Here is a 22,898-nt window from a genome sequence, read left to right as displayed (position 1 = left end):
CTTCCGGAGGGCCCCCAGTGCAGACGATCACCGCCGACCACGCTGCCGTCTACCAGGCGCGCCGCAGCACCGATGTGGACGAACACGCCACCCACATCTCGTCCTGGCGCCAGGAGTACGACCAGCTTTCGTGCGGCCATTTCACCGGCTTGGTGCGCGAGCTGTGGCTGGGCCATCCGCGGCTGCAGGTGTTTCACGAATTCACGGGCCAGCAGACCGCCCAGCGCTGCCGCCCCTGGCCGGGTTCGATCTGGTTCGGCATTCCCGATGGCATCAGCGAAGGGGCCTTGCATTTCTCCGGCCGGCTGCAGGGTGCCGACCGGCCGCGCACCATGATGGTGGCGCGGGCCGACGCCGGCTTCGTGCTGCGCACGCCGAAGCGCTTCGGCATCTACGGCGTGGTGCTGGATGAGGCCTGGCTGGCCGCGCAGTGCGAGGCGCTGGGCCGCGGCCCGCTGGTGCCGCAGGGCGTGGAGGTCTGCGCCACGGCCTTGCCGCCGCACCGCCACGTGGCGCTGTGCCAGACCATCGAGTCCATGCTGTCGCTGGGCGCGGGCGACGAGGCCCACCAGCACTGGGGCCGGCGCGCGCTGCAGATGTTGGGCGCGCAGCTGCTGCAGCTGATGGCCGATTGCCACGACGAGAACCAGCCGCAGGCCGCCAAGGCCGCGGCGCAGCGGCGGCTGGCCCTGGTGATGGCGGCGCGCGACATGGCCATCGACCCGTTCAACCACGCCATGTCGGTCGATGACCTGTGCCAGCGGCTGCACCTGACGCCGCGCACGCTGCACAACCATTTTTTGGCGACCGTGGGCACGGCGCCAGCCGACTTTTTGCGCACGGTGCGGCTCAACGCCTGCCGGCGCGAGCTGCGCCAGGCCGGCCCCGGCCCGGTACATGTGCAGGACGTGGCGGCGCAATGGGGCTTCTTCCACATGGGCCGCTTCTCGCAGGCCTACAAGGCGCTGTTCGACGAACTGCCGTCGCAGACGCTGCGCCAGTCGCAGCTGGCGGCGTTCAGCGCGTGACCAGCCGGTGCACCAGATCGGCGTTCGAGCTGGCGCCGTACTTGCGGATCAGCCGGGCGCGGTAGATCTCCACCGTGCGGTGGCTGATGGCCAGCGCGCGGCCGATCTCCTTGGACGTGAGGCCCTGCATCACGTGGGCCGCCACCTCGCGTTCGCGTGGCGTCAGTTCCATCTTCACGGCACGGCGCGCGCTCAGGTCCTCGAAGCTCCAGATGCCGGCCTCGTGCGGCGCCTGGCGGTCGAAGGCGCGCCCCGTCACATGGCACCAGAAAGTCTCGCCCTTGAAGCGCCCATCGACGCGCTGCATGATGCGTTCGTCGGCATAGAAACCCTTGGCGTTCATGATGGGCGTGATGCGCAGGCCGGTGCGCTCGTATTCGTCCGCGCTGGGGTAGAGCACGCGGAAGGACTGGCCGACCAGCTGGTCGCGCGTGGCGCCGAACATCTCGCACAGATGCTGGTTGCAGTCCACAATCGCCCGCTGGCGCGACAGCACCAGACCGATGGGCGCCAGGTCGAAGGCCATGCGGTAGTCGACTTCCATCGGGACTTCCCTTTACGAAAAACTACGTACTCGGCTACGTAGTATCGTTGCCGGCACCGACAGCAAAGGAGTACCTCGTGAACAAAATCTATCCTTCCGCCGATGCGGCGTTGAAGGGCATCGTCAAGGACGGCCAGCTCATGGCCGTGGGCGGCTTCGGCCTGTGCGGCATCCCCGAGGCGCTGATCGAGGCGCTGAAGGATTCCGGTGTCAAGGACCTGACCGTCATCTCCAACAACGCGGGTGTCGACGGCTTCGGCCTGGGCAAGCTGCTGGAGACGCGCCAGATCAAGAAGATGATCGCCAGCTACGTGGGCGAGAACAAGGAATTCGAGCGCCAGTACCTGGCCGGCGAACTGGAGCTGGAGTTCACGCCCCAGGGCACGCTGGCCGAGAAACTGCGCGCCGGTGGCGCCGGCATCCCGGCCTTCTTCACCAAGACCGGTGTGGGCACCCAGGTGGCCGAGGGCAAGGAGCTGCGCGAGTTCGACGGCGAGACCTATGTGATGGAGCGCTCGCTGGTGCCCGAGGTCGCGCTGGTCAAGGCCTACATCGCCGACAAGTCGGGCAACCTGCAGTTCCGCCGCACGGCGCGAAACTTCAACCCCGCTGCGGCCATGGCCGGCAAGATCTGCGTGGTCGAGGTCGAGAAGATCGTCGAGACCGGCGACATCGACCCGGACCACGTGCACCTGCCGGGCATCTACGTGCACCGCATCGTTCTGAACGCCACGCCCGAAAAGCGCATCGAGAAGCGCACGCTGCGCGCCGCCGCGCCGGTGGATGTGGCCGCTGCCAAGGTCGAGGCGCAGGCCGTGATCGCGCAGGCCGCCGCCGTCGACGAAGTCCCCGTGCCCAAGGTGCCGGTCAACAAACAAGCAGGAGTCTGAACATGCCCTGGACCCAAGACCAGATGGCCGCACGTGCGGCGCAAGAGCTGGAAGACGGCTTCTACGTGAACCTGGGCATCGGCATCCCGACCCTGGTGGCCAACCACACCGGCGACAAGGAGGTCTGGCTGCAGAGCGAGAACGGCATGCTGGGCATCGGCCCGTTCCCGACCGAAGAAGAGGTCGATGCCGACCTCATCAACGCCGGCAAGCAGACCGTGACGACGCTGCCCGGCAGCTCGATCTTCGGCAGCCACGACAGCTTCGCGATGATCCGTGGCGGCAAGATCAATTTGTCCATCCTCGGGGCCATGCAGGTCAGCGCCGAAGGCGACCTGGCCAACTGGATGATCCCCGGCAAGATGGTCAAGGGCATGGGCGGCGCGATGGACCTCGTGGCCGGCGTCAAGCGCGTGATCGTGCTCATGGAACACGTGGCCAAGAAGAAGGACGGCACGGAAGACCTCAAGATCCTGCCCAAGTGCACGCTGCCGCTGACGGGCGTGGCCGTGGTCGACCGCATCATCACCGACCTGGCCGTGCTGGACGTGACTCCCCAGGGCCTGAAGGTCGTGGAGATGGCGCCTGGCGTGACGCGCGAGGTGCTGCAGTCCAAGACGGGCGTCGAGCTCATCTGAGGGGGTAAGCCGTGAGCGGCTTCGCCGCCGCCATCGCGGCCTTCGCGCCCCGATTGCCACTGGCCGTGGCCTACAGCGGTGGCGCCGATTCCACGGCTCTGCTGCGCGCCTGCGCGGCGCGCTGGCCCGGCCAGGTGCACGCGGTCCATGTGCACCACGGCCTGCAGGCGGCGGCCGACGATTTCGAATCCCATTGCCGTAGCGTGTGTGCTGCGCTGGGTGTGCCGTTGGTGGTCGCCCATGTGCAGGCGCGCCATGCCAGTGGCCAGAGCCCCGAGGATGCTGCGCGCCGCGCGCGCTATGCCGCGATTGCCGAAGTGGCCGCGCGCGATTGGGCGCAGGGCGGCCCGCGCGACGTGGCGCTGGCCCAGCACGCCGATGATCAGGTCGAGACGATGCTGCTGGCGCTCAGCCGCGGCGCTGGCCTGCCGGGGCTGGCCGCCATGCCGGCGCAGTGGGAGCGCGACGGGCTGCGCTACCACCGGCCGCTGCTGGCCGTGCCGGGGCCGGACCTGCGTGCCTGGCTGGCGGAGCAGGGCGTCACCTGGATCGAAGACCCGACCAATGCCGACGCGGCCTTCACGCGCAACCGCATCCGCGCGCAACTGCTGCCCACGCTGGCGCGGGCCTTCCCGTCGTTCCGCGCCACCTTCGCGCGCAGTGCCGGCCATGCCGCACAAGGGCAGGCGCTTTTACGCGAACTGGCCGAGACGGACTTGCACGCGTTGGGCGTGCCACCGACCATTGCCGGCCTGCGCGCACTGTCCCGCGCGCGCCGCGCCAACGTGCTGCGGCATTGGCTCGTGAGCGTGCACGCCACGGCGCCCAGCACGGCGCAGCTGGACGAGTTGCTGGACCAGCTGGAGGCCTGCCGCACGCGCGGGCACGACATCCGGCTCAAGGTCGGCGCGCGCTTCGTGCGGCGCCGTGGCGATGTGCTCGATTGCTACAATCCCGCGCTTTCCGATTCAACCTAGGCGCACGCGTCACCCGGGCTTTCACCCAGTGTCAGAGGGGGCCGCGCCATCCATTCCATGGCATTGATCGTTCACAAATACGGCGGCACGTCGATGGGCTCGACCGAGCGCATCCGCAACGTCGCCAAGCGCGTCGCCAAGTGGGCCCGCGCCGGCCATCAGATGGTCGTGGTGCCCAGCGCCATGAGCGGCGAGACCAACCGCCTGCTGGGCCTGGCCAAAGAGCTGGCGCCTTCGCGTGCGGCCGACGCCTACCACCGCGAGCTCGACATGCTGGCCGCCACCGGCGAGCAGGCCTCGTCGGCACTTCTGGCGATTGCGCTGCAGGCCGAGGGCATGGAGTCGGTCAGCTACGCGGGCTGGCAGGTGCCGATCCGCACCAACAGCGCCTACACCAAGGCCCGCATCGAATCCATCGACGACCAGCGCGTGCGCGCCGACCTGGACACCGGCCGCGTCGTGATCGTGACGGGCTTCCAGGGCATCGACGAGCAAGGCCACATCACCACGCTGGGCCGTGGCGGCAGCGACACCTCGGCCGTGGCCGTGGCGGCCGCGCTCAAGGCGCAGGAATGCCTGATCTACACCGACGTGGACGGCGTCTACACCACCGACCCGCGCGTGGTGCCCGAGGCGCGCCGCCTGCAGACCGTGAGCTTCGAGGAGATGCTGGAGATGGCCTCCATGGGCTCCAAGGTGCTGCAGATCCGCTCGGTGGAATTCGCCGGCAAATACAAGGTGCCGCTGCGCGTGCTGTCCAGCTTCACGCCCTGGGACATCGACCTGGACGAAGAGTCCAAGTCCGGCACCCTGATCACATTCGAGGAAGACGAGCAAATGGAACAAGCCATCGTGTCGGGCATCGCGTTCAACCGCGACGAAGCCAAGATTTCCGTCCTGGGCGTGCCGGACACCCCGGGCATCGCGTACCAGATCCTGGGCGCGGTCGCCGACGCCAACATCGAGGTCGACGTCATCATCCAGAACGTGAGCAAGGACGGCAAGACCGACTTCAGCTTCACGGTGCACCGCAACGACTACGCCAAGACGCTGGACCTGCTCAAGGAGAAGGTCCTGCCCAAGCTCGGTGCGCAGGAAGTGGTGGGCGACGCGCGCATCTGCAAGGTCAGCATCGTGGGCATCGGCATGCGCAGCCATGTGGGGATCGCCAGCAAGATGTTCCGCTGCCTGAGCGAAGAGGGCATCAACATCCAGATGATCTCCACCAGCGAGATCAAGACCTCGGTCGTGATCGACGAGAAGTACATGGAACTGGCCGTACGCGCACTGCACCGCGCCTTCGATCTGGACCAGCCCGCCGCCGCCTGAAAACGGCCGATATCTCGTGGCATAATCGCCAGCTTTCCAGGAAACGTGACCGAGTGGCCGAAGGTGCTCCCCTGCTAAGGGAGTATGGGGTGTAGAGCCTCATCGAGGGTTCGAATCCCTCCGTTTCCGCCAGGACGCAAAGCCCCAAGTGGTTCATTCACTTGGGGCTTTTTCGTTGCCGCGCGCTATCTGTCAATGCACCGTGCAGACCATGCACGGATCGAACGAACGCACGATGTGCTGCACCGAGACCGGGGTCTGCTCCCCATCCTGCACGGGCGCGTTCTCCAAAGCCATCTCCAGCGCGCCGGGCGTGCCGGCCGCGTCGCGCGGCGAGAAGTTCCAGCTCGTGGGCGCGACGATCTGGTAGTTGGCGATGCGGCCGCCGCGCACCACGATCCAGTGGCCCAGCGCGCCGCGCGCGGCTTCCGACAGGCCGATGCCCTGGCCTTCGTCCGGCAGCACGGCGCTGTCGCAGTAGGGCTCGCCGGCCTTCAGTTGCTGCAGCCACGATTCCATCATCGGCAGCACGCGGGCCAGTTCCAGCGCCCGCGCCAGCACGCGCGTGAAGACTGTGCCGCCATGGCGCGCCACCACGTCCAGCACCAGCGGGTGCTGCGATGCCAGCTGCCGTGCGATGGCGCCGGTCTCCACCACCTCGCCGGCCAGCCGGGGCGCCTTGTTCCAGGTGTAGGCCGCTGGCTTGTCCACGTCCGGGCGGGTCTGGCCTTGCCACGGATGGCGCGGCGCGCCGCTGTCGTCCAGCCAGGCGTGGGTGGCGTCTTCGGTGATCGAGCGCGTGTCTGGTGCGCTCAGGGCCCCGCCCGCGCGCCACACGCCGGCCGCCAGCGCATGGCCGCCGCCGGGCTGGGCGTAGGCGCCGTAGCTCAGGTAGCGGCCCGGGCCGGTGCCCAGCCGTTCCAGCTCCAGGTCGCGCGCGATGGTGAGGAACAGGCGCAGGTCGCCGCGCTGCGAGTCCTGCGTGTGCCAGGCCCACAGCGCGCCTTCGCTGTCCAGCGCCGCCACGTCCTCGAGCGCCGCGCCAAACATCTGCTGCTCCAGGAAGCGGCGGAACGCGCGCACGCGGGCCAGCAGGCGCACGCGTTCGGCCGCGTCCACCGCGCGCGTGCTGCCGCCCGGCTCGATGCTTTGCGTGTGCGGCCACTTGCCGGCCAGCGTGCCGAGCAGCGTGAACCAGCGCTGGCGCGCGGCAATCGCCTGGCGCGTGTGCTCGCCGGTCTGTGGGTCGAAGCGGCGCTGGGCCTCGGAATGCCAGGGGCGGCTGGCGTAGACCGGCCGCATGAAGTCCGGCATGAAAAACAGATAGAAGTGCGTGAGGTGGTCAGCCAGGTTCTCGGTGGCCAGGATGAGGTTGGTCACATGCTGGCCGTTGGGCGGCGGTGCGATGCCGGCCAAGTCGGCCAGCGCACGGGCCGCCGCCACCGATTGCGACACCGAGCAGATGCCGCAGATGCGCGGCACATAGACCAGCGCGTCGTGCGGCGCCTTGCCGCTCAGGATCTGCTCGAAACCGCGGTACATGGTGGCGTTGACACGGGCCGAGCGCACGCGGCCGTCGGCGATGTCGAGTGCAACCTCCAGGTCGCCCTCGACGCGGTTGAAGGGGCCGACGAGAAGGCGCGTCGTCATTTGAGCCGAGTCTTCCGCGCCGCCGGCGCCACCACCAGATGGTCTGCCACCGCATTGAGCTTGACCCGCTTGGGCGTGGCCGACTTGGACAGCGAGGCCAGTGCCACGAACCAGGCCTTGGGCATGTCGGTCGGCAGGCCGATGGGGATGCCGGCCAGCTTGGGCGTCTGGTGGAACACGTGGCCCGGCTCCTGGAAGCCCGGCTCGGTGCAGGCGATGCAGGCGTAGCCGCCGCGCGTGCACGAGCCTTCACCGTTCCACAGCCGCGTGTTGCAGTCCGCATGCACCTGCGTGCCCTTGCAGCCCATGTGCTCCATCATGCAGCCCAGGTCGGACGGCTTCTCGGCGCTGGCCTTGAACTCGTAGTACTCGTTGCGCGTGCAGCCGTGGTGCACGAGCTGGTCGGCGTAGAAGCGCGGGCGGTGCAGGCTGTCGAGCGCACTGGCGTCGAAGCTTCCGGCCGCCAGCGCCATCAAGCTGTCGACCACCCAGTTCGGGTGCGTGGGGCAGCCCGCGATGTTGACCACGGGCAGGCCCGAGCGGCTGCGGAACTCGGCGCCCAGCAGGCCGCCGGGCCGGTCGTCCTCGTACTGCAGGCCGCAGGCATCGGTGGGGTTGTCGCCGCCGGCCGTCACGCCACCCCAGGCCGCGCAGCTGCCCACCGCCACCACGTTCTGCGCCACGGCGGCGAGCCGGCGCACCCAGTCGACCATGGGCAGGCCGGTGCCGGCCATCATGTGGAAGCGGCCCGTGCCATGCGGGCCGCGCAGCAGCGAGCCCTCGATGCACAAGGCGTCCAGCGCGCATTCACCGGCAAGGATGTCGTGCAGAAGTGCGGTCAGTTCGTGCCCGGTGCCCAGCGACAGCGCCGGGTGCCACAGCAGCTCGATGCCGGCGTCGCGGAACTGGCCGTGAAAGTCATTGGTGTCGGCGCACAGCAGCGACATGCTGCAACCACCGCAGCCGCCGGACTGCAGCCACAGCACCTTGAATGTCGGAGTCGGCATGGCGTTATCCCTCTAAACCGTAACGTTGCATCTTCGCGCGCAGGCCCACGCGCGACAGGCCCAGCTCCTTGGCCGCACGGGTCTTGTTCCAACGCTGGCGCAGCAGCGTTTCGCGCAGCACCATGGCCTCGATCGCGGCCAGGCGTTCGGCCAGCGTGCCGGCGTGCGGCAGCGCGTCCAGGCCGCCGGGCGCCGCGGCGCGCACCGTCTGGCCCTGCAGCACGCGTGGCGAGAAGGCGGTGGCCGGCACCTCGCCGCCATCGCTGAGCGCCACGGCGCGCGCGATTTCGTTGCGCAGCTCGCGGATGTTGCCAGGCCAGGGGTAGGCCAACAGGCAGGCCAGCGCCTCGCTCGACAGGCTGGCGCCAGGGCAACCCAGCTCGGTGCCGACCTCGCGCACCATGCGCTGCGCGATGGGGGCGATATCGCCGCTGCGCTCGCGCAGGGGCGGCATGGTCAGCACCACGCCGGCCAGCCGGTAGTACAGGTCTTCGCGGAACAGGCCGTCGCGTACGCGCTGCTCCAGGTCGCGGTGCGTGGCGGCGATCACGCGCACGTCCACCGGCACCGGGCGCGGCGCGCCCACGGGTCGCACCTCGCCCTCCTGCAGCACGCGCAGCAGCCGCACCTGGAGCGCGGCCGAGGTGTCGCCGATTTCGTCCAGGAACAGCGTGCCGCCATGGGCACGCTGGAACAGGCCGGGCCGGTCTTCATAGGCGCCCGTAAACGAGCCGCGCTTGTGGCCGAACAGCTCGGATTCAAGCAGCGAATCGGGGATGGCCGCGCAGTTCTCCACCGCGAACGGGCCTTCGGCGCGCGGGCTGGCGTAGTGGATGGCGCGCGCGATGAGTTCCTTGCCGCTGCCCGATTCGCCCAGCACCAGCACCGGCAGGTCGTAGCGCGCCACGCGCTCGGCCATGGCGCACACGGCGTTGAGCGGGCTGCCCGTGCCGCGTTCGATGCGCTCGAAGCCGAACACGCTGCGCGCCTGCGCGAGCTTGCTGGCCAGGCGCCGGCGCAGCACCGGCGTGGCGGTGCGCAGCTCCAGGTCGAGCTGGCCCATGCCGCGCTGTAGCGCCTGGGCCTCGGCCGCGTCGCGCACGGTCTGCAGCAGATGATGGGGCACCCAGGGCTTGAGCAGGTACTGGTGGATGCCGGCGTCGTTGATGCCGGCGATGATGTCCTGCGAATCGGTGTAGCCCGAGATCACGATGCGCACCGTGTCGGGCCAGCGTTCGCGCACTTCCTTGAGGAACAGCACGCCGGTCAACCCGGGCATGCGCTGGTCGCACAGGATCACGCTGACGGGCTGGCGCTCCAGGTGCACGCGGGCGGCGTCGGCGTCGCCCGCGGTGAGCACGATGAAGTCTTCGTCCAGCGTGCGGCGCAATGCGTCCTGCGAGCGCACCTCGTCGTCGACGACGAGGACGGTCGGGAGCTCGGGATCGTCGTGCATGAGGTCGAGGATTCCAGGAGCGCTGCGCCGCGTCAACAGATGCGCGGCAATTGCTCGCCGCTGAGCCAGTCCACCACGCGGCGGCCGCCGAAGCGCGTGTCCATCTGCACGAAGCCATGGGCGTCCTGCACCACGGTGCCGATGCGCGCCGCGGCACGCCCCAGCGGGTGCGCGTGCATCGCGGCCAGCACGGCCGCAGCCGCCTCGGGCGCGCAGATGGCCACCAGCTTGCCCTCGTTGGCCACGTACAGCGGGTCCAGGCCCAGCAACTCACAGGCCGCGTCCACCTGCGGCAGCACGGGGATGGCGGCCTCGTCGAGCAGCATGCCCACGCCCGACTGGCGCGCGATCTCGTTGAGCGTGGTGGCCAGGCCGCCGCGCGTGGGATCGCGCAGCACGCGCACGCCGCCGGGCGCGGCCTGCAGCATGGCGGCCACCAGGGTGTGCAGCGCGGCTGTGTCCGAGACGATGGTGGTCTCGAACTCCAGCGAGGCGCGCTTGGACAGCACGGCCACGCCGTGGTCGCCCACCGTGCCCGACAGCAGCAGCACGTCACCCGGCCGTGCATTGGCGCCGCCCGTGTCCACGCCGGGCGGCACCACGCCCAGGCCGGTGGTGGCGATGAACACGCCGTCGCCCTTGCCGCGCTCCACCACCTTGGTGTCGCCCGTGACGATGGGCACGCCGGCATCGCGCGCGGCCGCGGCCATGGAGCGCACGATGCGTTGCAGGTCGGCGAGCGGGAAGCCTTCTTCCAGGATGAAGCTGGCCGTGAGGTACAGCGGCGTGGCGCCCGACATCGCCAGGTCGTTGACCGTGCCGTGCACGCTCAGGCAACCCACGTCGCCGCCCGGGAAGAACAGCGGCGAGACCACGTGGCCGTCGGTCGCCAGCACCAGGCGCGCGCCGGGCGGCAAGGGGGGCGGCGTGAACACGGCGCCGTCGTTGCCTTGGGCCAGCCACTCGTTGTCGAACGCGGCGACGAACAGTTCGCGGATCAGCTGGGCCGCAGCGCGGCCACCGGCACCGTGGCCCATGTCGACCACGCCATGTTTGATGTCCAGCGGGCGGCTGTAGTCCTTCTTCGTGCTGCTCATACGACTTCCGCCACGACCGGGATGTCCTTGAAGCGCCCGTAGGAGTAATGCGCCGCGCAGGCCCCTTCGCTGGAGACCATGCACGAGCCCACCGGGTTCTCGGGCGTGCAGACGGTGCCGAAGATCTTGCAGTCCTGCGGCTTCTTCACGCCGCGCAGGATGGCGCCGCATTCGCAGGCCTTGTTGTCGGCGACCGACTTGTAGCCCAGGCCGAAGCGTTGCTCGGCGTCGAAGGCGGCGTAGCGAGGTTGCAGCCGCAGCGCGCTGGCCGGCACCTCGCCCAGGCCGCGCCATTCGAAGCTCTCGCGCAGCTCGAACACCTCGTCCATGAGCGCCTGCGCGTTGGCGTTGCCGCTGCGCGTGACGGCGCGCGTGAACTCGTTCTCCACCACGGCCCGCCCTTCGTTGACCTGGCGCACCAGCATCAGCACGGCCTGCATCACGTCCAGCGGCTCGAAGCCGGCGATGACGACAGGCTTGGCATAGGCCTGGGCAAAACCCTCGTAGGGTGCCGAGCCGATCACGATGCTCACGTGCGCGGGGCCGACGAAGCCGTCGATGGGCACGGTGCCGTACTGCCGCACCTCTGGCGATTGGAGGATGTGGGTGATGGCGGCCGGCGTCAGCACATGGCAGCACAGCACGCTGAAGTTGGAGAGGCCCTCGCGCGCCGCGTCGCGCACGACGAGTGCGGTCGGCGGCGTGGTGGTCTCGAAGCCGATCGCGAAGAACACCACCTCGCGCTGCGGGTTGGTGCGCGCAATCGCCAATGCGTCGGCCGCCGAATAGACCATGCGGATGTCGCCGCCGCGCGCCTTGGCCCGCACCAGCGACAGGCCGCCCGAGGCGGGCACGCGCATGGTGTCGCCATAGGTGCAGACGATGGCACCGTGCTCCAGCGCGAGCGCGATCGCCATGTCGATGCGGCCGATGGGTAGCACGCAGACCGGGCAGCCCGGGCCGTGCACCATGGTCACGTTGGCCGGCAGCAGGCCCACCACGCCGTAGCGGGAGATGGCATGCGTGTGGCCGCCGCAGAACTCCATGAAGCTGTAGCGCCGGCCGGGCAGGGCCTCCTGTGCCAACCGGTCGGCGATCTTGCGGGCGATGGCGCCGTCGCGGAACTCGTCGATGTACTTCATGGCTGTGCATGCGCCAGTTCGCCGAACAGGGCGAGCGTGCGTTCGGCCTCGGCCGGGTCGATCTGGCCGATGGCATGGCCGACATGCACGATCACATAGTCGCCCAGCTGCACGCCGTCCAGCAGCGCGATGGAAATGGTCTTGCGGATACCGCCCAGGACGACGATGGCCTGGTCGTCCGGTAGCAGCTCGGCGACCCGCGCGGGGATGGCTAGGCACATGAGGGGAGTCTTTCGATGCGAACGAAAGCGGGGGGTGTCAGGCGGCGCGCGGCCACCCAGGCCTGGCCCCAGGCCAGGCCGGCGTCGCCGCAGGCGTTGGCGATGGGGCGCAGCACGCGCAGGCCGGCGGCCTGCAGCCGGTGCGTCACGCCCTGGGTCAGCAAGGCATTGAGGAAGCAGCCACCGCCCAGGCAGACGGTGCGGCAGCCGGTGGCGTGTGCGGCATGCAGGGCCCAGCGGGCCAGGCCCTGGGCGAGCCGGTCGTGGAACCAGGCGGCGGCTTGGGGCACTTCGTCGGGCGGCGGCGCCCAGGCCAGCAGCTCGGCGAGCAGCGCTCGCAGGTCGAGCTGGTTGCGCTGTCCGCAACTGGCCTCGGCGTCGCGCAAGGGCAGGGCGCCGGTGTGCCGCGCGGCCGCCTGCTCCAGCGCGATGGCGGCCTCGGCTTCGGCCTGGCGCAGCGGGGCGATGCGCAGCGCCGCCGCCGCCGCATCGAACCAGCGGCCGGCGCTGCTGCTGGGCGGGCAGTTCAGGCCTTGGTCGAGCATGGCGCGCACGGTGCGGGCGGCGGTGGCGCCGGCCTGCGGTGCGAGCAAGGGCTCGATGGCGTCGCCGCGCCCCATGGCGTGCAGGGCCGCGGCCAGCGCGCGCCAGGGCGCGCGTGCGGCGGCATCACCACCGGGCAGGGCCAACGGCCACAGATGGCCCAGGCGTTCGAAGCGCGCACCCTCCACACGCAGCAGCTCGCCGCCCCAGGCGCCGCCGTCGTCGCCCAGGCCCACGCCGTCCAGCGCCAGGCCGATCACGGGCTCGTCCAATGCATGCTCGGCCAGCACGGCGGCGATGTGGGCGTGGTGGTGCTGCACGCCGATGGCGGGCACGCCCCATTGCGCGGCCAGGGCCTGCGCCAGCTGGGTGCTGTACAAATCCGGGTGCAGGTCGTGCGCGATGGCGTCGGGCCGCGCGCCGGCCACCAGCGCGTGCGCCGACTTCTCCAGCGCGCGGCAGGCGTCGGCGTCCTGCAGGTCGCCATGCAGAGCGGACCAGTGCAGGCCCGCGCCGTCGAGCCGGCAGGCGCGGTTCTTGAGCCAGGCCCCCAGGGCCAGCACGGTGGCCATGGTGTCAGCCGTGCGCGTGCGGATGTGCGTGACCATGGGCATGCGCATGCTGGTGGTCCATCACATGCACCAGCCAGTTCAGCCAGGCGTCCATGCCCTGGCCCGTGGTGGCCGAGAGCTGCAGTACGGCGATGTGCGGGTTCACCTGGCGTGCCGCCTCGATGCAGCGCTGGACATCGAACTGCACGTAGGGCAGCAGGTCCACCTTGTTCAGCACCATGAGCTCGGCCGCGGCGAACATGTCCGGGTATTTGAGCGGCTTGTCCTCGCCCTCGGTGACGGACAGGATGGCGACCTTGGCGGCCTCGCCCAGGTCCCACATCGCGGGGCAGACCAGGTTGCCCACGTTCTCGATGAACAGCAGGCTGTCGGGCTGGTCGTGCGCATGCGTGTGCAGCCGGGCGAAGGCGTCGGCCACCATGGGCGCGTCCAGGTGGCAGCCCTTGCCGGTGTTGACCTGGATGGCCGGCGCGCCGGTGGCGCGCACGCGGTCGGCGTCGAAGCTGGTCTGCTGGTCGCCCTCGATCACGGCCACGGGCAGGGCCGGGTTGCGCTTTTGCAGCGCCACGATGGTGGCGCACAGCAACGTGGTCTTGCCCGATCCGGGGCTGGAGACCAGGTTCAGCGCGGTGACGCCATGGGCCTCGAAGTGCGCGCGGTTGCGCTGGGCGATGCGGTTGTTGGCGCCCAGGATGTCGGTCTCCAGCCGGATGGCGCGCTCGGCGTTCATGCCGGGCACGGACACGCGCGCAGGGCCGGCGCCGTAGTGCAGGTCGCCGCTGGCGGCGTCCACCTGCGGGGCCGCGTGGGTGGGGGATGGGGAATCAGCGCAACCGCAGACGACGCACATCGTGTGTTCTCCTTGTTCTTGTCAATCTTCTACGAGCATTTCAACCACACGCAGCTCGGCGCCGCCCGTGGGCTGCACGCGGTAGTCGCCGCAGTGCGTGCAGGCGTCGCCGCGGCGGGCCAGTGGCGTGCTGCGCGCGCAGCCCATGCACCAGGCCTGGCCGGGCGGTTCGTCGAATTCGAAGCGCGCATCGGCCAGCCGCGTGCCGGGCGCAATTGCCTCCAGCGCGAACTGCAGCGCGCGCAGCTCCACGCCGGCCAGCGCGCCCACCTCCAGCCGCAGCAGCGTGACGCGCGCAAAGCCTTCGCGCGCAGCCGTGTCGTCCACCAGCTGCAGCACGCCACCGGCGAGGCTGGCCTCATGCATGGCCGGGCTCCGCGTCGATGACGAACGGTACGCAGGGGTCGTAAGCGGCCATGAGCGCAAGGATACGCCGCGTGTCCGCGGTTGCGGTGCGGCGCGGCAGTTGGGCTAGGGCCTGTGCCAGGGCGCCGCGCGCGTGGAAATTCCAGTCGGTCGGTGCGACCACGCTGCAGCGCTGCACGCGCGCCTGCGGCCCTGCGCCGTTCAACGTCACGCAATGGACCAGCAGGCCGCGCGCCGTCTCCACCCAGGCCAAGCCGGTGTGGCCGGTCAGGGCAAGCTGGCCAGCCTGCAGCCAGCGCGCGCCGCTGCGTGCCGGGCCGTCGGGCAGGGCCAGGCGCACGGCTTCCGCGAGCCGGGCTCCCAGGCGCAGCCAGGGGGTGGTGAAACGTTCCGCGTCACGCTGGTGCAGGCGCGTCCAGGGCCCGGTGTCTGCGCAGCGGCCTTGCCACAGCGGCGCGCGCGCGAAGGCAGCGTGCTGCAGCGCGCCCGCCAGTTCCTGCAGGCCGCCTGGATGCGCGTGCACGCGCAGCGCAGGAGCCCAAGGAATGGGCTGGTCGGCCGTGGCACGCGCGCGGTGCAGCAGGCGCGGCAGCCAGCCCCGCGCATGGGCCGCCCACAGCCCCAGCCAGTCGCGGGGCCCCAGTTCCCAGGCCTGCAGCCAGGCCTCGGCCGGCATGTCCAGCCAGTCGCGTGCCAGCCAGGCGGCGATGCCCTCGCGCTGCGCCGCCCAGGATGCGGGCGGCGCGGCTGTGCTGACCGGGCCGCTGCGCAGGGCCTGCAGGGCGCCAGCGGCCTCCGATGGTTCTGCCGTGTCGGCCAGATGGCGCGGCCATTCCAGGCCGATGCGGCGCAGGTGTTCGCGCAGCGTGTCGCTGCGCAGGCGCTCGGCCTGGTCGCTGTCCATCGCACGGGCTGCTCCGTGCGCAGCCTGCACGGCCAGCCCGGCGCACAGGCGGTGCGCGCTGCCGCACAGGTTGTGCACGTTGGCCAGCAGCTCGGGCAGCTCGCGGGCCAGACGCCCCTGCGTGAGCTGCGCCACCAGGTCGGGCCGGCTTGTGGCCAGGTTGCCGGGGGCCGCAAGGCCAGGGTAGAGCCGCAGGGCGCCGGTCCACGGCGCGCCGGCCTCATGCACGCGCTGCACCCTGGCCCAGCAGGAAGCTGCGCCGCCCCGGCGCCTCCACCGGCGCCTTGGCGTGGGCGCGCAGCGAATGCAACACGCTGCGCGCGGTCGCCAGTGCGGCGGCCTGGTCCTCGAACACCAGCACGGGCGAGAACAGCGAGCAGACGGCGTAGCTTCCCAGGCCCTCGTCGTGCATGCCGATGAAGGCAAAGCAGTGCGGCCCCACGTAGCGCGACGACGACAGGCCCAGCCGCTCGGGCCGATGCAGCCGCGCCAGCGGCAGCCAGACCAGGTTCATGAACCAGGGCGTCAACAACACGCCCATGGCGGCCGGCAGGGCGTGGTCCTGTGGGGGCTCGGGCTCGAAGCCCACGGCCGCCACCTGCAGCCCTGGGTGCAGCAGCGGCATGCCGTGCATGCGGGTGGCGGCGATGTGCTGGTACAGCGCGACCAGCGCTGCCACGCGCGCGCGCTCATCCCCGCCCTCTCCCAGGGGCAGAGCGGGCAAGGCCGGGCGCGGCGTGCCGGACGCGCCGCGCGTCATTGCGCCAGCACCATGAACTGATCCGCCTCGCCATCGCACTGCGGGCAGCGCCAGTGCGCGGGCAGCGCGGCGAAGGGCGTGCCGGGGGCGATCTGCCAGACCTCGTCGCCCTGCGCCGGGTCGTAGACCCACCAGCAGATCTTGCATTCCAGCCGGGCGTGCGCGGCCAGCGCGGCGCGGTCGCCGCCGTAGCTGCCTTCGAAGCGCTGCATGCCGTGCTTCATGCCTGCTCAACCCAGTCAAGCACGTCGCGCAGCCGCTCGTGCGAGTCTTCGAGGTCTTCGCGCGCGGCCTGGGCCACGTCGGGCAGGGCGCCCACCTCCACGGTGTTCAGGATCACGGCGTCCTCGGAGTTGTAGTACACGACGCGCCAGGTGTGCGGCATGCAGGTGTTGGTGATGCGGCAGTTGCCGTAGCCGCGCGAAAGGATCAGCACGCGGCCCGTGCCCAGGTGGTGGTCCATGAAACCGATGTCCTCCTGCGACATGGGCAGCAGCGTGAGGTTGATGACGCAGGGGGGCTGGCCCGGGCGCCAGTGCTGCCAGCGGTCTTCGATTTCGGCCAGCAGCAGCGGCGCGTTCTGCACATTGGGCGGCAGCGGGCCGTGCCAGCGCGGCACCTCGGCCCAGACATCCTGCGCGGCGGCCTGCTGCAGCGCCTCGGGCACCAGGCCCAGTTCCAGCCGGTCCGACACCACGCAGTCGCCGCGCGTCTCCACCACGCGCCAGACCCCGGCGAACACCGACTCCTGCACGCGCAGCTCGTCGTCGGCGCCCGGCAACGGCAGCACGCGCGCGCTGACTTCGCCTTCGCCCAGCACGGTGTTGAGCAACCGGCGGTCTGCCTCGGGCAGGTGGTCCAGCCGCACGACGCGGTTGCCGCCGTGGCCCAAAACCTGTTGCAGCGACCACAGCGCAGCCTGCAGCGCGGCCTTGGCCAGCGTCTGCCCGGCCAAATCTTCGGGCTCCGGCAGGAGGGGCTGGCGATAGGTCTGCATGCCCTGGGGCATGGCGATGTAGCGGAACTCGTCGGACTCTTCGGGCTGGCTGCCGGGGCCGATGCTGCGCACGGGGAGGGGGAAGTCCTTCATGGCGTCAACGGCAGGCGCTGCCCGCCGCATGGGCACTCACGAGCGGGATGCCGATGGTGGGCGCGCGGCCGGTGGGCATGGCCAGCGCGGCTTCCACGGCCTGCAGATAGTCGCCCCAGTCGTGCATGCCGGACAGCGTGGTCACGTATGCGCCGTCGCGCAGGAACAGCAGCGTGGGCCAGCGGTTGGAGCCGTAGCGCCGGGCCAGGGCATCTTCGCGCTCGCGCGGCACCACGGCGATCTCGAAGCGGCGCGAGGCACAGCGGCGCAGCTCGGGCAGCACCACGGCCACGTCCTGGCCCTCCGGAAAGCGCACGGCGTCCCCCGCGAACAGGACCACGCGGTCCCCACCCTGCGCGGCCCACGCGGCAATGCTGGTCTCGTCGACCCAGGCGGCGCCGTGCGTGTCGGCCAGGCGCGCGACCAGCGCCGACTGCTGGACGCCGGGGCGCGGGGCTTGCACGGGGAGCTGGATCACGGTCTCGTGGGCGGTGCTGGGCGAGTTCATACGGGCGATGCACAAAGGGGATTCAAGAGATCTCGCCTACCAGCGCACGCAGTTCGGCGGGCGCCATGGACGAGGGCAGGGTGAAGGCGGCGTCGCCCGATGCATCGCCGGCCATGGCCTGGGCCAGCAGGTCCAGCGTGGCCTCGATCTCGCGTGCGCGCGCGGCGTCCAGTTGTTCCTGGGCGCTGTCGAGGAACACCAGCAGCCAGTCGCCCACGGCCACGGGGCCGACCAGCGCCGTGCGCACCGTCCGCGTCTCGCCGCGGCCGCTGCACAGCGCATGGCCGGGCGTGCTGGACAGCACCTGCATGGGAAGGCCGATGCACATCCTCGAGCGCGACTCAGGCAGGGAAGAAGCGCGCGTCGCCGTTGCGATGGGCGGCAGCCGCATGCGGGCGCTGGGTCTCGTAGCGGTCGATCGCCAGCTCGCCCACGGTCACGGCCTCCTGCCGCGGCAGCGCCGTGCGGCGCGGCCGCGGGCAGGCGCCCCAGGTGCGCAGCCGGCCCACGCCCAGCAGCAAGGCCTTTTCCAGCGCCTGCCGCACGCTGGGGCGCAGGCTGCCGCCGTAGTCGTCCAGCTCCTCGGGCTGGCAGCCGACCAGCATCACCTGGCGCGGGTAGCGCTCGGTGAGCGCGGCCAGCGCCAGCACCTCCTGGAAGCCGGTCTGGTGCAGGCTCATCTTCTTGGCACCCAGGAAGCGCGGCACCTCTTCGTTTTCCACCAGCTTCAAGGTGCCCGGCGCCAGGCCGTAGTCCACCGCGTCGAAGATCATGAGGTGCGAGGCCGCCTGCACGTGCTGCACCAGGTACAGGCCCTGCGTGCCGCCGTCGATCAACTGCACATGCGGCGCGAATTCGTAGCGCTGCTGCAGTGCCTCGATGCAGCGCACGCCGAAGCCCTCGTCGGCCCACAGCACGTTGCCGATGCCCAGGATGCAGATGGTGTTGTGTGTGCTCATGATCAATCCTTGAAAGTACGGTGTCCCGAAACCATGGTGCTCACGACCGACGAGCGGCCCATGATGTCTTCGCGTATCGCGGCGTACACATGCACGATCACGAAGCACACCAGCCCCCACATGCCCATGCGGTGCCATGTGTGAACGTCCTGGGACTGGCCGAACAGCGGGATCACCCAGCCGAACAGCCGCTCCTGCCAGGAACCCATCTGCGCGCCCTCGCCATACAGCGCAAAGCCCGTGACCACCATGAACAGCGCCAGCAGCAAAAAGCCGAACACCATCGCGAAGCGCGCCAGCGGGTTGTGGCCCACGTAGCGGCCCGGCCGCGCGCCCACGAAGGCGTACCACTTCACCATGCGCCAGACCTCGACCCAGTAGTCGCGCCGCCACAGCGGCACCCAGAACAGCTCGCGCGCGTGGTGGTTGCCCACGATGGCCCAGTAGATACGCCCCAGCAGGCCCACGGCCAGCACATAGCCGGCGGCGAAGTGCGCAAAGCGGATGTAGCCCATGAGGTAATTGGCACTGGCCTCGCCCGGCTGCGTGGGCAGCGGCGCGCCGATGCAATAACCCGTGGCCGCCAGCACCGTGATGGCCAGCGCGTTGACCCAGTGCCACAGCCGCACCGGCGCCTCGTACACATAGACGGACTTGATCGAGGACGCCTGCGCGACCTCGTGCGCCTCGGGGTCGCCGGCCTGGGGGCGGGGGCTGGGGGGCAGGGTGGCGGACATGGGGCGTGCCTTCGGCTGTGTGCACCTACAGGCGAGTGGCCAGCATGGCCAGGCCGGCTGTGCCCAGTGCCGCAGCGGCGGCCTGGCGTGTCCAGATGGGCAGGCGTACCAGGGCGGTGCCGGCTGCCAGGCCGATGGCGTGCAGCAGCGCGGAGCCCAGCAGGATGCCGGCGGCCGTGGCCAGCAGGGCCGCGCCCGGCGCCAGTTCGCTGCCATGCGCGCTGCCGTGCAGCAGCGCCGCCACGCCGATGAGGGCCAGGCCCGCCGCTGGCGGCAGCCACGCGCCCGCCAGCAGCAGGCCGCCGAACAAGGCCACGCTGAGTGCCACGCCGGCCTCGGTGCCGGGCGGCACAACGCCCCACCAGGCCAGCGCGACGCCCGCCGCCAGCAGGGCCAGGAAGACGGCCGGCCCGACGAGCCGGCGACCCGCCGGCAGCGCCAGTACCGACCATGCGCCCACCGCCACCATGGCCAGCAGATGGTCCAGCCCCAGGAAGGGATGGGCCAGCGCCGCGGCAAAATCCGTGTCGTGGCCCGGGTGCGCGTGTGCCGCGCCCGTGGCCAGCATGGCCAGCACGGCGAACGCGCGAGGTGGGGTAACAGGCAGGGCCATGCGGCGTTCCTCTTGTGGTCGTTGTTGGCGTGTCATCAGCGCACCTTGACGCGCGTGAGTTCCTGCCCATCCGGGCTCATCACGTGCGTGGAACAGGCCAGGCAGGGATCGAAGGAATGCAGCGTGCGCAGGATCTCCAGCGGCTGCTCGGGGTCGGCCATGGGCGTGTTCATGAGGCTGGCCTCGAACGCGCCGATCTGGCCCTTGTGGTCGCGCGGGCTGCCGCTCCAGGTGGTGGGCACCACGCATTGGTAGTTCTCGATGCGGCCGTCCTGGATGCGGATCCAGTGGCCCAGCGCACCACGCGGCGCCGCCACACTGCCCACGCCCTTGGCCTCCTTGGGCCAGGTGGCCGGGTCCCACTTCTCGACATTCGCCGTGGCCGTGTCGCCAGCCTTGATGTTGGCGACCATTTCCTTGAAATCGTCAACCATCATCTCGGCGCAGTACTGCGATTCGAGTGCGCGGGCCAGCGTGCGGCCGATGGTGGTGGGCAGCAGCTGCTTCACGCCCAGCTGCGTCTCGGGCAGGCCCAGGGCTTTGGGGATGCCGCTGTTGATCATGGTGGCCGCGTGGTCCACCTGCGCCTTCACGCGCTGCACGTTCGGGTTCCCCTTGAGCGCATGCGCGTAGCCCAGGATGTAGCGCGACAGCGGGCCCACCTCCATGGCATGGCCGCGCCAGCGCGGCGACTTGATCCACGAGTACTTGGCGCTCTCGTCCAGTTCCTCGATGTGGGTGCGCGTGCCCTTGGTCTTGTCGCCCAGCGTGTAGTTGGGTTCGGTCACGCCGTCCCAGGGATGCAGGCCCCTGGATTCGTCGGCGTACTTGTACCAACTGTGCGGCACGAATTCCTGCACCTGCTCGGGGTCGCGCAGGTCCACGGGGTGGATCTCGTCCCAGTTGCCGTTGAGGATGGCGCCGCCGGGCAGCTGCTGCGTGTCCTTGCGGCCCATCACCTTCTCGTAGGTGCCGTAGTCCATCACGTTGGTGGCCGACAGGCCGCCGCCATACAGCCAGCCGGCCTGCTTGTACAGCGTGCCGATGGCGATCACATCGGGCACGTAGACGTTGTCGTTGAAGGTGACCATCTCCTGGATGCGCGCCTCCACGAAGTTCAGCCGCTCCATGTTGATGGGCGCGCCGGCCGCGCCGTCCTTGTCGAGGTTGATGGCGCAGGGCATGCCGCCCACCAGGTAGTTGGGGTGCGGGTTCTTGCCGCCGAAGATGGTGTGCAGCTTGACCCATTCCTTCTGCAGGTCCAGCGCCTCCAGGTAGTGCGTCACGGCCATCAGGTTGGCCTCGGGCGGCAGCACATAGGCCTTGTTGCCCCAGTAGCCGTTCATGAAGGGGCCGAGCTGGCCCGACTCGATGAACTTCTTGAGCCGGTTCTGGATGTCGCGGAAGTAGCCCGGCGAGCTCATCGGGTGCGCGGGCGACACCAGGTGCTGCAGGTCCGAAGTCTTCTTCGGGTCGGCCTTGAGCGCCGAGACCACGTCCACCCAGTCCAGCGCGTGCAGGTGGTAGAAGTGCACCGCGTGGTCGTGCACCTGCAGCGTCTTGGCCATCATCTCGCGGATGAGGTAGGCGTTCTTGGGGATCACGATGCCCAGCGCATCCTCCACCGCGCGCACCGAGGCCAGCGCATGGCAGCCCGTGCACACGCCGCAGATGCGCTCCACGAACGCCCAGGCGTCGCGCGGGTCGCGGCCCTTCAGAATCACCTCCAGCCCGCGCCACATGGTGCCGGTGGAGACGGCATTGCGGATCACGTTGTCGCTGTCCAGGTTCACCTCGCAGCGCATGTGCCCTTCGATGCGCGTGACCGGGTCCACGACGATGCGCCGCCCGGTGTTGTCCATGCGAAAACCCTGTGTCTCGTAAGCACCCATGTCGGCGTTCTCTTTCTTCTGGCTTGGGTGTTCAGTGGGCGGCGTTGGACGGGGCCGCCGTGGTCTTCTGCGTGGCGCGCTTGATGGCCGAGGCCGCGGCGTGCGCGGCAGCCGCAGCGCCCACCACGGCCGCGGCCGTGCCGCCGATCTGGTCGGCGTTGGCCTCGATGCCGAAGGCGTGGATGTCGGTCAGCCGGTCGTAGAACGAGCCCTTGTCCCAGAACCCGTCTTCGCTGCAGCCGATGCAGCCGTGCCCGGCCTGGATGGGGAAACTCGTGCCCTCGTTCCAGCGCACGGTGGAGCAGGCGTTGTAGGTGGTCGGCCCCTTGCAGCCCACCTTGTAGAGGCAGTAGCCCTTGCGCGCGGATTCATCGTCGAAGGCCTCGACGAACTGGCCGGCGTCGAAGTGCGGCCGGCGATAACACTTGTCGTGGATGCGCTGGCTGTAGAACATCTTGGGCCGGCCCTGGCGGTCCAGCTCGGGGATGCGGTCGAAGGTCAGCATGTAGGTGATCACGCCCGTCATCACCTCGGCGATCGGCGGGCAGCCCGGCACCTTGATGATGGGCTTGTCGAAGATCACCTTGTGCACCGGCGTGGCCTGCGTGGGGTTGGGTTTGGCCGCCTGCACGCAGCCCCAGCTGGCGCACGAGCCCCAGCTGATGATGGCCTTGGCGTCCTTGGCCACGTGCTTCAACTGCTCGATGAAGGGCTTGCCGCCGATGATGCAGCTCATGCCGTCCTGGTTCAGCGGCGGGTTGCCCTCCACGGCCAGGATGTAGTTGCCCTTGTACTTGGCCATGATCTCTTCGAGGATGGCCTCGGCCTGGTGGCCGGCGGCGGCCATCAGCGTGTCGTCGTAGTCCAACGAGATCATGGACAGCACCACGTCCTTGGCCAGCGGGTGCGCCGAGCGGATGAAGCTCTCTGAGCAGCAGGTGCATTCCAGCCCATGCAGCCACAGCACGGGCGTGCGCGGCTTGGTCTCCATGGCGTGGGCGATCTGCGGCACGAAAGCGGAGCCCAGGCCCAGCGAGGTGGCGGTGAGCGAGCAGTACTTGAGAAAACTGCGGCGCGAGATGCCCTGGCGGCGCATCACCTCGTAGAACGTTTCCATCGTCGGAT

General features: G+C 70.0%; 26 protein-coding genes and 1 tRNA gene. 6 read left to right on the top strand and 21 right to left on the bottom strand.

Annotation, left to right across the window (positions count from 1 at the left end; translation table 11 throughout):
* The first annotated feature begins 17 nt into the window (after positions 1 to 17).
* Complete coding sequence (locus ASF43_RS18910) at positions 18 to 1,028, top strand: helix-turn-helix domain-containing protein (protein WP_200932571.1); 1,011 nt, start codon at positions 18 to 20, stop codon at positions 1,026 to 1,028.
* Here the strand turns inward: ASF43_RS18910 and ASF43_RS18905 are convergent.
* Positions 1,018 to 1,572, bottom strand: coding sequence for a PAS and helix-turn-helix domain-containing protein (locus ASF43_RS18905; protein WP_056184220.1), 555 nt, complete (start codon positions 1,570 to 1,572; stop codon positions 1,018 to 1,020). The genes ASF43_RS18910 and ASF43_RS18905 overlap by 11 nt on opposite strands.
* 77 nt (positions 1,573 to 1,649) lie before the next feature.
* Here ASF43_RS18905 and ASF43_RS18900 point away from each other — a divergent pair, with 77 nt between their 5' ends.
* The 5 genes from ASF43_RS18900 (at position 1,650) to ASF43_RS18880 (ending at position 5,538) form a co-directional block, all read left to right on the top strand.
* Positions 1,650 to 2,462 (top strand): CoA transferase subunit A, encoded by an 813-nt coding sequence (locus ASF43_RS18900; RefSeq protein ID WP_056184218.1) that lies wholly within the window; start codon positions 1,650 to 1,652, stop codon positions 2,460 to 2,462.
* Between the two features lie 2 nt (positions 2,463 to 2,464).
* Complete coding sequence (locus ASF43_RS18895; RefSeq protein WP_056184216.1) at positions 2,465 to 3,100, top strand: 3-oxoacid CoA-transferase subunit B; 636 nt, start codon at positions 2,465 to 2,467, stop codon at positions 3,098 to 3,100.
* An 11-nt stretch (positions 3,101 to 3,111) separates the two neighbouring features.
* Entirely contained in the window at positions 3,112 to 4,077 is a 966-nt protein-coding gene (gene tilS / locus ASF43_RS18890; protein WP_056184214.1) for a tRNA lysidine(34) synthetase TilS, read from the top strand.
* A gap of 57 nt (positions 4,078 to 4,134) precedes the next feature.
* Positions 4,135 to 5,406, top strand: coding sequence for an aspartate kinase (locus tag ASF43_RS18885; protein WP_056184212.1), 1,272 nt, complete (start codon positions 4,135 to 4,137; stop codon positions 5,404 to 5,406).
* Positions 5,407 to 5,445: 39 nt separating this feature from the next.
* Positions 5,446 to 5,538, top strand: a tRNA-Ser gene (locus ASF43_RS18880).
* A gap of 60 nt (positions 5,539 to 5,598) precedes the next feature.
* On the opposite strand, the gene ASF43_RS18875 is transcribed toward ASF43_RS18880, so the two are convergent.
* From ASF43_RS18875 to ASF43_RS18780, 20 genes are read right to left on the bottom strand one after another with little or no spacing between them, the layout of a single operon-like run.
* Positions 5,599 to 7,056: a nickel-dependent hydrogenase large subunit gene (locus ASF43_RS18875; RefSeq protein WP_056184210.1), complete on the bottom strand. Its 1,458-nt coding sequence runs from the start codon at positions 7,054 to 7,056 to the stop codon at positions 5,599 to 5,601.
* Positions 7,053 to 8,063: a HupU protein gene (locus ASF43_RS18870; RefSeq protein ID WP_056184208.1), complete on the bottom strand. Its 1,011-nt coding sequence runs from the start codon at positions 8,061 to 8,063 to the stop codon at positions 7,053 to 7,055. The genes ASF43_RS18875 and ASF43_RS18870 overlap by 4 nt, the downstream gene beginning before the upstream one ends.
* Positions 8,064 to 8,067: 4 nt before the next feature.
* On the bottom strand, positions 8,068 to 9,519 hold the full coding sequence (locus ASF43_RS18865) for a sigma-54 dependent transcriptional regulator (protein WP_056184206.1): 1,452 nt from the start codon (positions 9,517 to 9,519) through the stop codon (positions 8,068 to 8,070).
* A 32-nt stretch (positions 9,520 to 9,551) separates the two neighbouring features.
* Positions 9,552 to 10,616, bottom strand: a complete 1,065-nt coding sequence (hypE, locus tag ASF43_RS18860) for a hydrogenase expression/formation protein HypE (RefSeq protein WP_056184205.1) — start codon at positions 10,614 to 10,616, stop codon at positions 9,552 to 9,554.
* Positions 10,613 to 11,758 carry a hydrogenase formation protein HypD gene (hypD, locus tag ASF43_RS18855; RefSeq protein WP_056184203.1) on the bottom strand — a complete coding sequence of 382 codons (1,146 nt, stop codon included), beginning with the start codon at positions 11,756 to 11,758 and terminating at the stop codon, positions 10,613 to 10,615. The genes hypE and hypD overlap by 4 nt, the downstream gene beginning before the upstream one ends.
* On the bottom strand, positions 11,755 to 11,979 hold the full coding sequence (locus ASF43_RS18850; protein WP_056184201.1) for a HypC/HybG/HupF family hydrogenase formation chaperone: 225 nt from the start codon (positions 11,977 to 11,979) through the stop codon (positions 11,755 to 11,757). Before ASF43_RS18850 ends, hypD begins: the two co-directional genes overlap by 4 nt.
* Positions 11,970 to 13,142 carry a carbamoyltransferase HypF gene (locus ASF43_RS18845; protein WP_304437966.1) on the bottom strand — a complete coding sequence of 391 codons (1,173 nt, stop codon included), beginning with the start codon at positions 13,140 to 13,142 and terminating at the stop codon, positions 11,970 to 11,972. Before ASF43_RS18845 ends, ASF43_RS18850 begins: the two co-directional genes overlap by 10 nt.
* Positions 13,099 to 13,944 carry a hydrogenase nickel incorporation protein HypB gene (gene hypB, locus ASF43_RS18840; protein WP_056184199.1) on the bottom strand — a complete coding sequence of 282 codons (846 nt, stop codon included), beginning with the start codon at positions 13,942 to 13,944 and terminating at the stop codon, positions 13,099 to 13,101. The genes ASF43_RS18845 and hypB overlap by 44 nt, the downstream gene beginning before the upstream one ends.
* A 21-nt stretch (positions 13,945 to 13,965) precedes the next feature.
* Positions 13,966 to 14,310 (bottom strand): hydrogenase maturation nickel metallochaperone HypA, encoded by a 345-nt coding sequence (locus ASF43_RS18835; protein ID WP_056184198.1) that lies wholly within the window; start codon positions 14,308 to 14,310, stop codon positions 13,966 to 13,968.
* Positions 14,303 to 15,442 (bottom strand): hydrogenase formation protein, encoded by a 1,140-nt coding sequence (locus ASF43_RS18830; protein ID WP_156373411.1) that lies wholly within the window; start codon positions 15,440 to 15,442, stop codon positions 14,303 to 14,305. The genes ASF43_RS18835 and ASF43_RS18830 overlap by 8 nt, the downstream gene beginning before the upstream one ends.
* On the bottom strand, positions 15,435 to 15,938 hold the full coding sequence (hybE, locus tag ASF43_RS18825) for a [NiFe]-hydrogenase assembly chaperone HybE (RefSeq protein ID WP_200932570.1): 504 nt from the start codon (positions 15,936 to 15,938) through the stop codon (positions 15,435 to 15,437). Before hybE ends, ASF43_RS18830 begins: the two co-directional genes overlap by 8 nt.
* Positions 15,939 to 15,970: 32 nt before the next feature.
* The gene (locus ASF43_RS18820; RefSeq protein WP_156373410.1) at positions 15,971 to 16,186 is read right to left on the bottom strand and encodes a rubredoxin; all 216 of its coding nucleotides are present in this window, start codon (positions 16,184 to 16,186) and stop codon (positions 15,971 to 15,973) included.
* Between the two features lie 8 nt (positions 16,187 to 16,194).
* Positions 16,195 to 17,064, bottom strand: a complete 870-nt coding sequence (locus ASF43_RS18815) for a hydrogenase expression/formation protein (protein WP_056184192.1) — start codon at positions 17,062 to 17,064, stop codon at positions 16,195 to 16,197.
* A 4-nt stretch (positions 17,065 to 17,068) separates the two neighbouring features.
* Complete coding sequence (locus ASF43_RS18810) at positions 17,069 to 17,572, bottom strand: hydrogenase (RefSeq protein WP_056184190.1); 504 nt, start codon at positions 17,570 to 17,572, stop codon at positions 17,069 to 17,071.
* A gap of 22 nt (positions 17,573 to 17,594) precedes the next feature.
* On the bottom strand, positions 17,595 to 17,900 hold the full coding sequence (locus ASF43_RS18805; RefSeq protein WP_056184188.1) for a HypC/HybG/HupF family hydrogenase formation chaperone: 306 nt from the start codon (positions 17,898 to 17,900) through the stop codon (positions 17,595 to 17,597).
* 13 nt (positions 17,901 to 17,913) lie between these two features.
* Entirely contained in the window at positions 17,914 to 18,531 is a 618-nt protein-coding gene (locus ASF43_RS18800) for a HyaD/HybD family hydrogenase maturation endopeptidase (protein ID WP_056184186.1), read from the bottom strand.
* Positions 18,532 to 18,533: 2 nt separating this feature from the next.
* Positions 18,534 to 19,268: a Ni/Fe-hydrogenase, b-type cytochrome subunit gene (gene cybH / locus ASF43_RS18795; RefSeq protein WP_056184184.1), complete on the bottom strand. Its 735-nt coding sequence runs from the start codon at positions 19,266 to 19,268 to the stop codon at positions 18,534 to 18,536.
* Between the two features lie 25 nt (positions 19,269 to 19,293).
* A complete protein-coding gene (locus ASF43_RS18790; RefSeq protein WP_056184182.1) occupies positions 19,294 to 19,881 on the bottom strand; it encodes a HupE/UreJ family protein in 588 nt (195 codons plus the stop codon).
* A gap of 35 nt (positions 19,882 to 19,916) precedes the next feature.
* The gene (locus ASF43_RS18785; protein WP_056184180.1) at positions 19,917 to 21,773 is read right to left on the bottom strand and encodes a nickel-dependent hydrogenase large subunit; all 1,857 of its coding nucleotides are present in this window, start codon (positions 21,771 to 21,773) and stop codon (positions 19,917 to 19,919) included.
* 31 nt (positions 21,774 to 21,804) lie between these two features.
* A complete protein-coding gene (locus ASF43_RS18780; protein ID WP_056184178.1) occupies positions 21,805 to 22,890 on the bottom strand; it encodes a hydrogenase small subunit in 1,086 nt (361 codons plus the stop codon).
* Between the last annotated feature and the right edge of the window lie 8 nt (positions 22,891 to 22,898).

It is taken from the genome of Pseudorhodoferax sp. Leaf267 (assembly GCF_001422405.1).
GTDB lineage: Bacteria > Pseudomonadota > Gammaproteobacteria > Burkholderiales > Burkholderiaceae_C > Pseudorhodoferax.
This window is presented reverse-complemented; position numbering and strand designations above follow the sequence as displayed.

Bases quoted from the DNA above. Each gene is read 5' to 3' on its own strand.
- ASF43_RS18905 (WP_056184220.1), bottom strand. From the start codon at position 1,572: ATGGAAGTCGACTACCGCATGGCCTTCGACCTGGCGCCCATCGGTCTG.
- ASF43_RS18895 (WP_056184216.1), top strand. From the start codon at position 2,465: ATGCCCTGGACCCAAGACCAGATGGCCGCACGTGCGGCGCAAGAGCTG.
- ASF43_RS18885 (WP_056184212.1), top strand. From the start codon at position 4,135: ATGGCATTGATCGTTCACAAATACGGCGGCACGTCGATGGGCTCGACC.
- ASF43_RS18875 (WP_056184210.1), bottom strand. From the start codon at position 7,056: ATGACGACGCGCCTTCTCGTCGGCCCCTTCAACCGCGTCGAGGGCGAC.
- ASF43_RS18870 (WP_056184208.1), bottom strand. From the start codon at position 8,063: ATGCCGACTCCGACATTCAAGGTGCTGTGGCTGCAGTCCGGCGGCTGC.
- ASF43_RS18865 (WP_056184206.1), bottom strand. From the start codon at position 9,519: ATGCACGACGATCCCGAGCTCCCGACCGTCCTCGTCGTCGACGACGAG.
- hypE (WP_056184205.1), bottom strand. From the start codon at position 10,616: ATGAGCAGCACGAAGAAGGACTACAGCCGCCCGCTGGACATCAAACAT.
- hypD (WP_056184203.1), bottom strand. From the start codon at position 11,758: ATGAAGTACATCGACGAGTTCCGCGACGGCGCCATCGCCCGCAAGATC.
- ASF43_RS18850 (WP_056184201.1), bottom strand. From the start codon at position 11,979: ATGTGCCTAGCCATCCCCGCGCGGGTCGCCGAGCTGCTACCGGACGAC.
- ASF43_RS18845 (WP_304437966.1), bottom strand. From the start codon at position 13,142: ATGCGCATGCCCATGGTCACGCACATCCGCACGCGCACGGCTGACACC.
- hypB (WP_056184199.1), bottom strand. From the start codon at position 13,944: ATGTGCGTCGTCTGCGGTTGCGCTGATTCCCCATCCCCCACCCACGCG.
- ASF43_RS18835 (WP_056184198.1), bottom strand. From the start codon at position 14,310: ATGCATGAGGCCAGCCTCGCCGGTGGCGTGCTGCAGCTGGTGGACGAC.
- ASF43_RS18820 (WP_156373410.1), bottom strand. From the start codon at position 16,186: ATGCAGCGCTTCGAAGGCAGCTACGGCGGCGACCGCGCCGCGCTGGCC.
- ASF43_RS18815 (WP_056184192.1), bottom strand. From the start codon at position 17,064: ATGAAGGACTTCCCCCTCCCCGTGCGCAGCATCGGCCCCGGCAGCCAG.
- ASF43_RS18810 (WP_056184190.1), bottom strand. From the start codon at position 17,572: ATGAACTCGCCCAGCACCGCCCACGAGACCGTGATCCAGCTCCCCGTG.
- ASF43_RS18805 (WP_056184188.1), bottom strand. From the start codon at position 17,900: ATGTGCATCGGCCTTCCCATGCAGGTGCTGTCCAGCACGCCCGGCCAT.
- ASF43_RS18800 (WP_056184186.1), bottom strand. From the start codon at position 18,531: ATGAGCACACACAACACCATCTGCATCCTGGGCATCGGCAACGTGCTG.
- cybH (WP_056184184.1), bottom strand. From the start codon at position 19,268: ATGTCCGCCACCCTGCCCCCCAGCCCCCGCCCCCAGGCCGGCGACCCC.
- ASF43_RS18790 (WP_056184182.1), bottom strand. From the start codon at position 19,881: ATGGCCCTGCCTGTTACCCCACCTCGCGCGTTCGCCGTGCTGGCCATG.
- ASF43_RS18785 (WP_056184180.1), bottom strand. From the start codon at position 21,773: ATGGGTGCTTACGAGACACAGGGTTTTCGCATGGACAACACCGGGCGG.
- ASF43_RS18780 (WP_056184178.1), bottom strand. From the start codon at position 22,890: ATGGAAACGTTCTACGAGGTGATGCGCCGCCAGGGCATCTCGCGCCGC.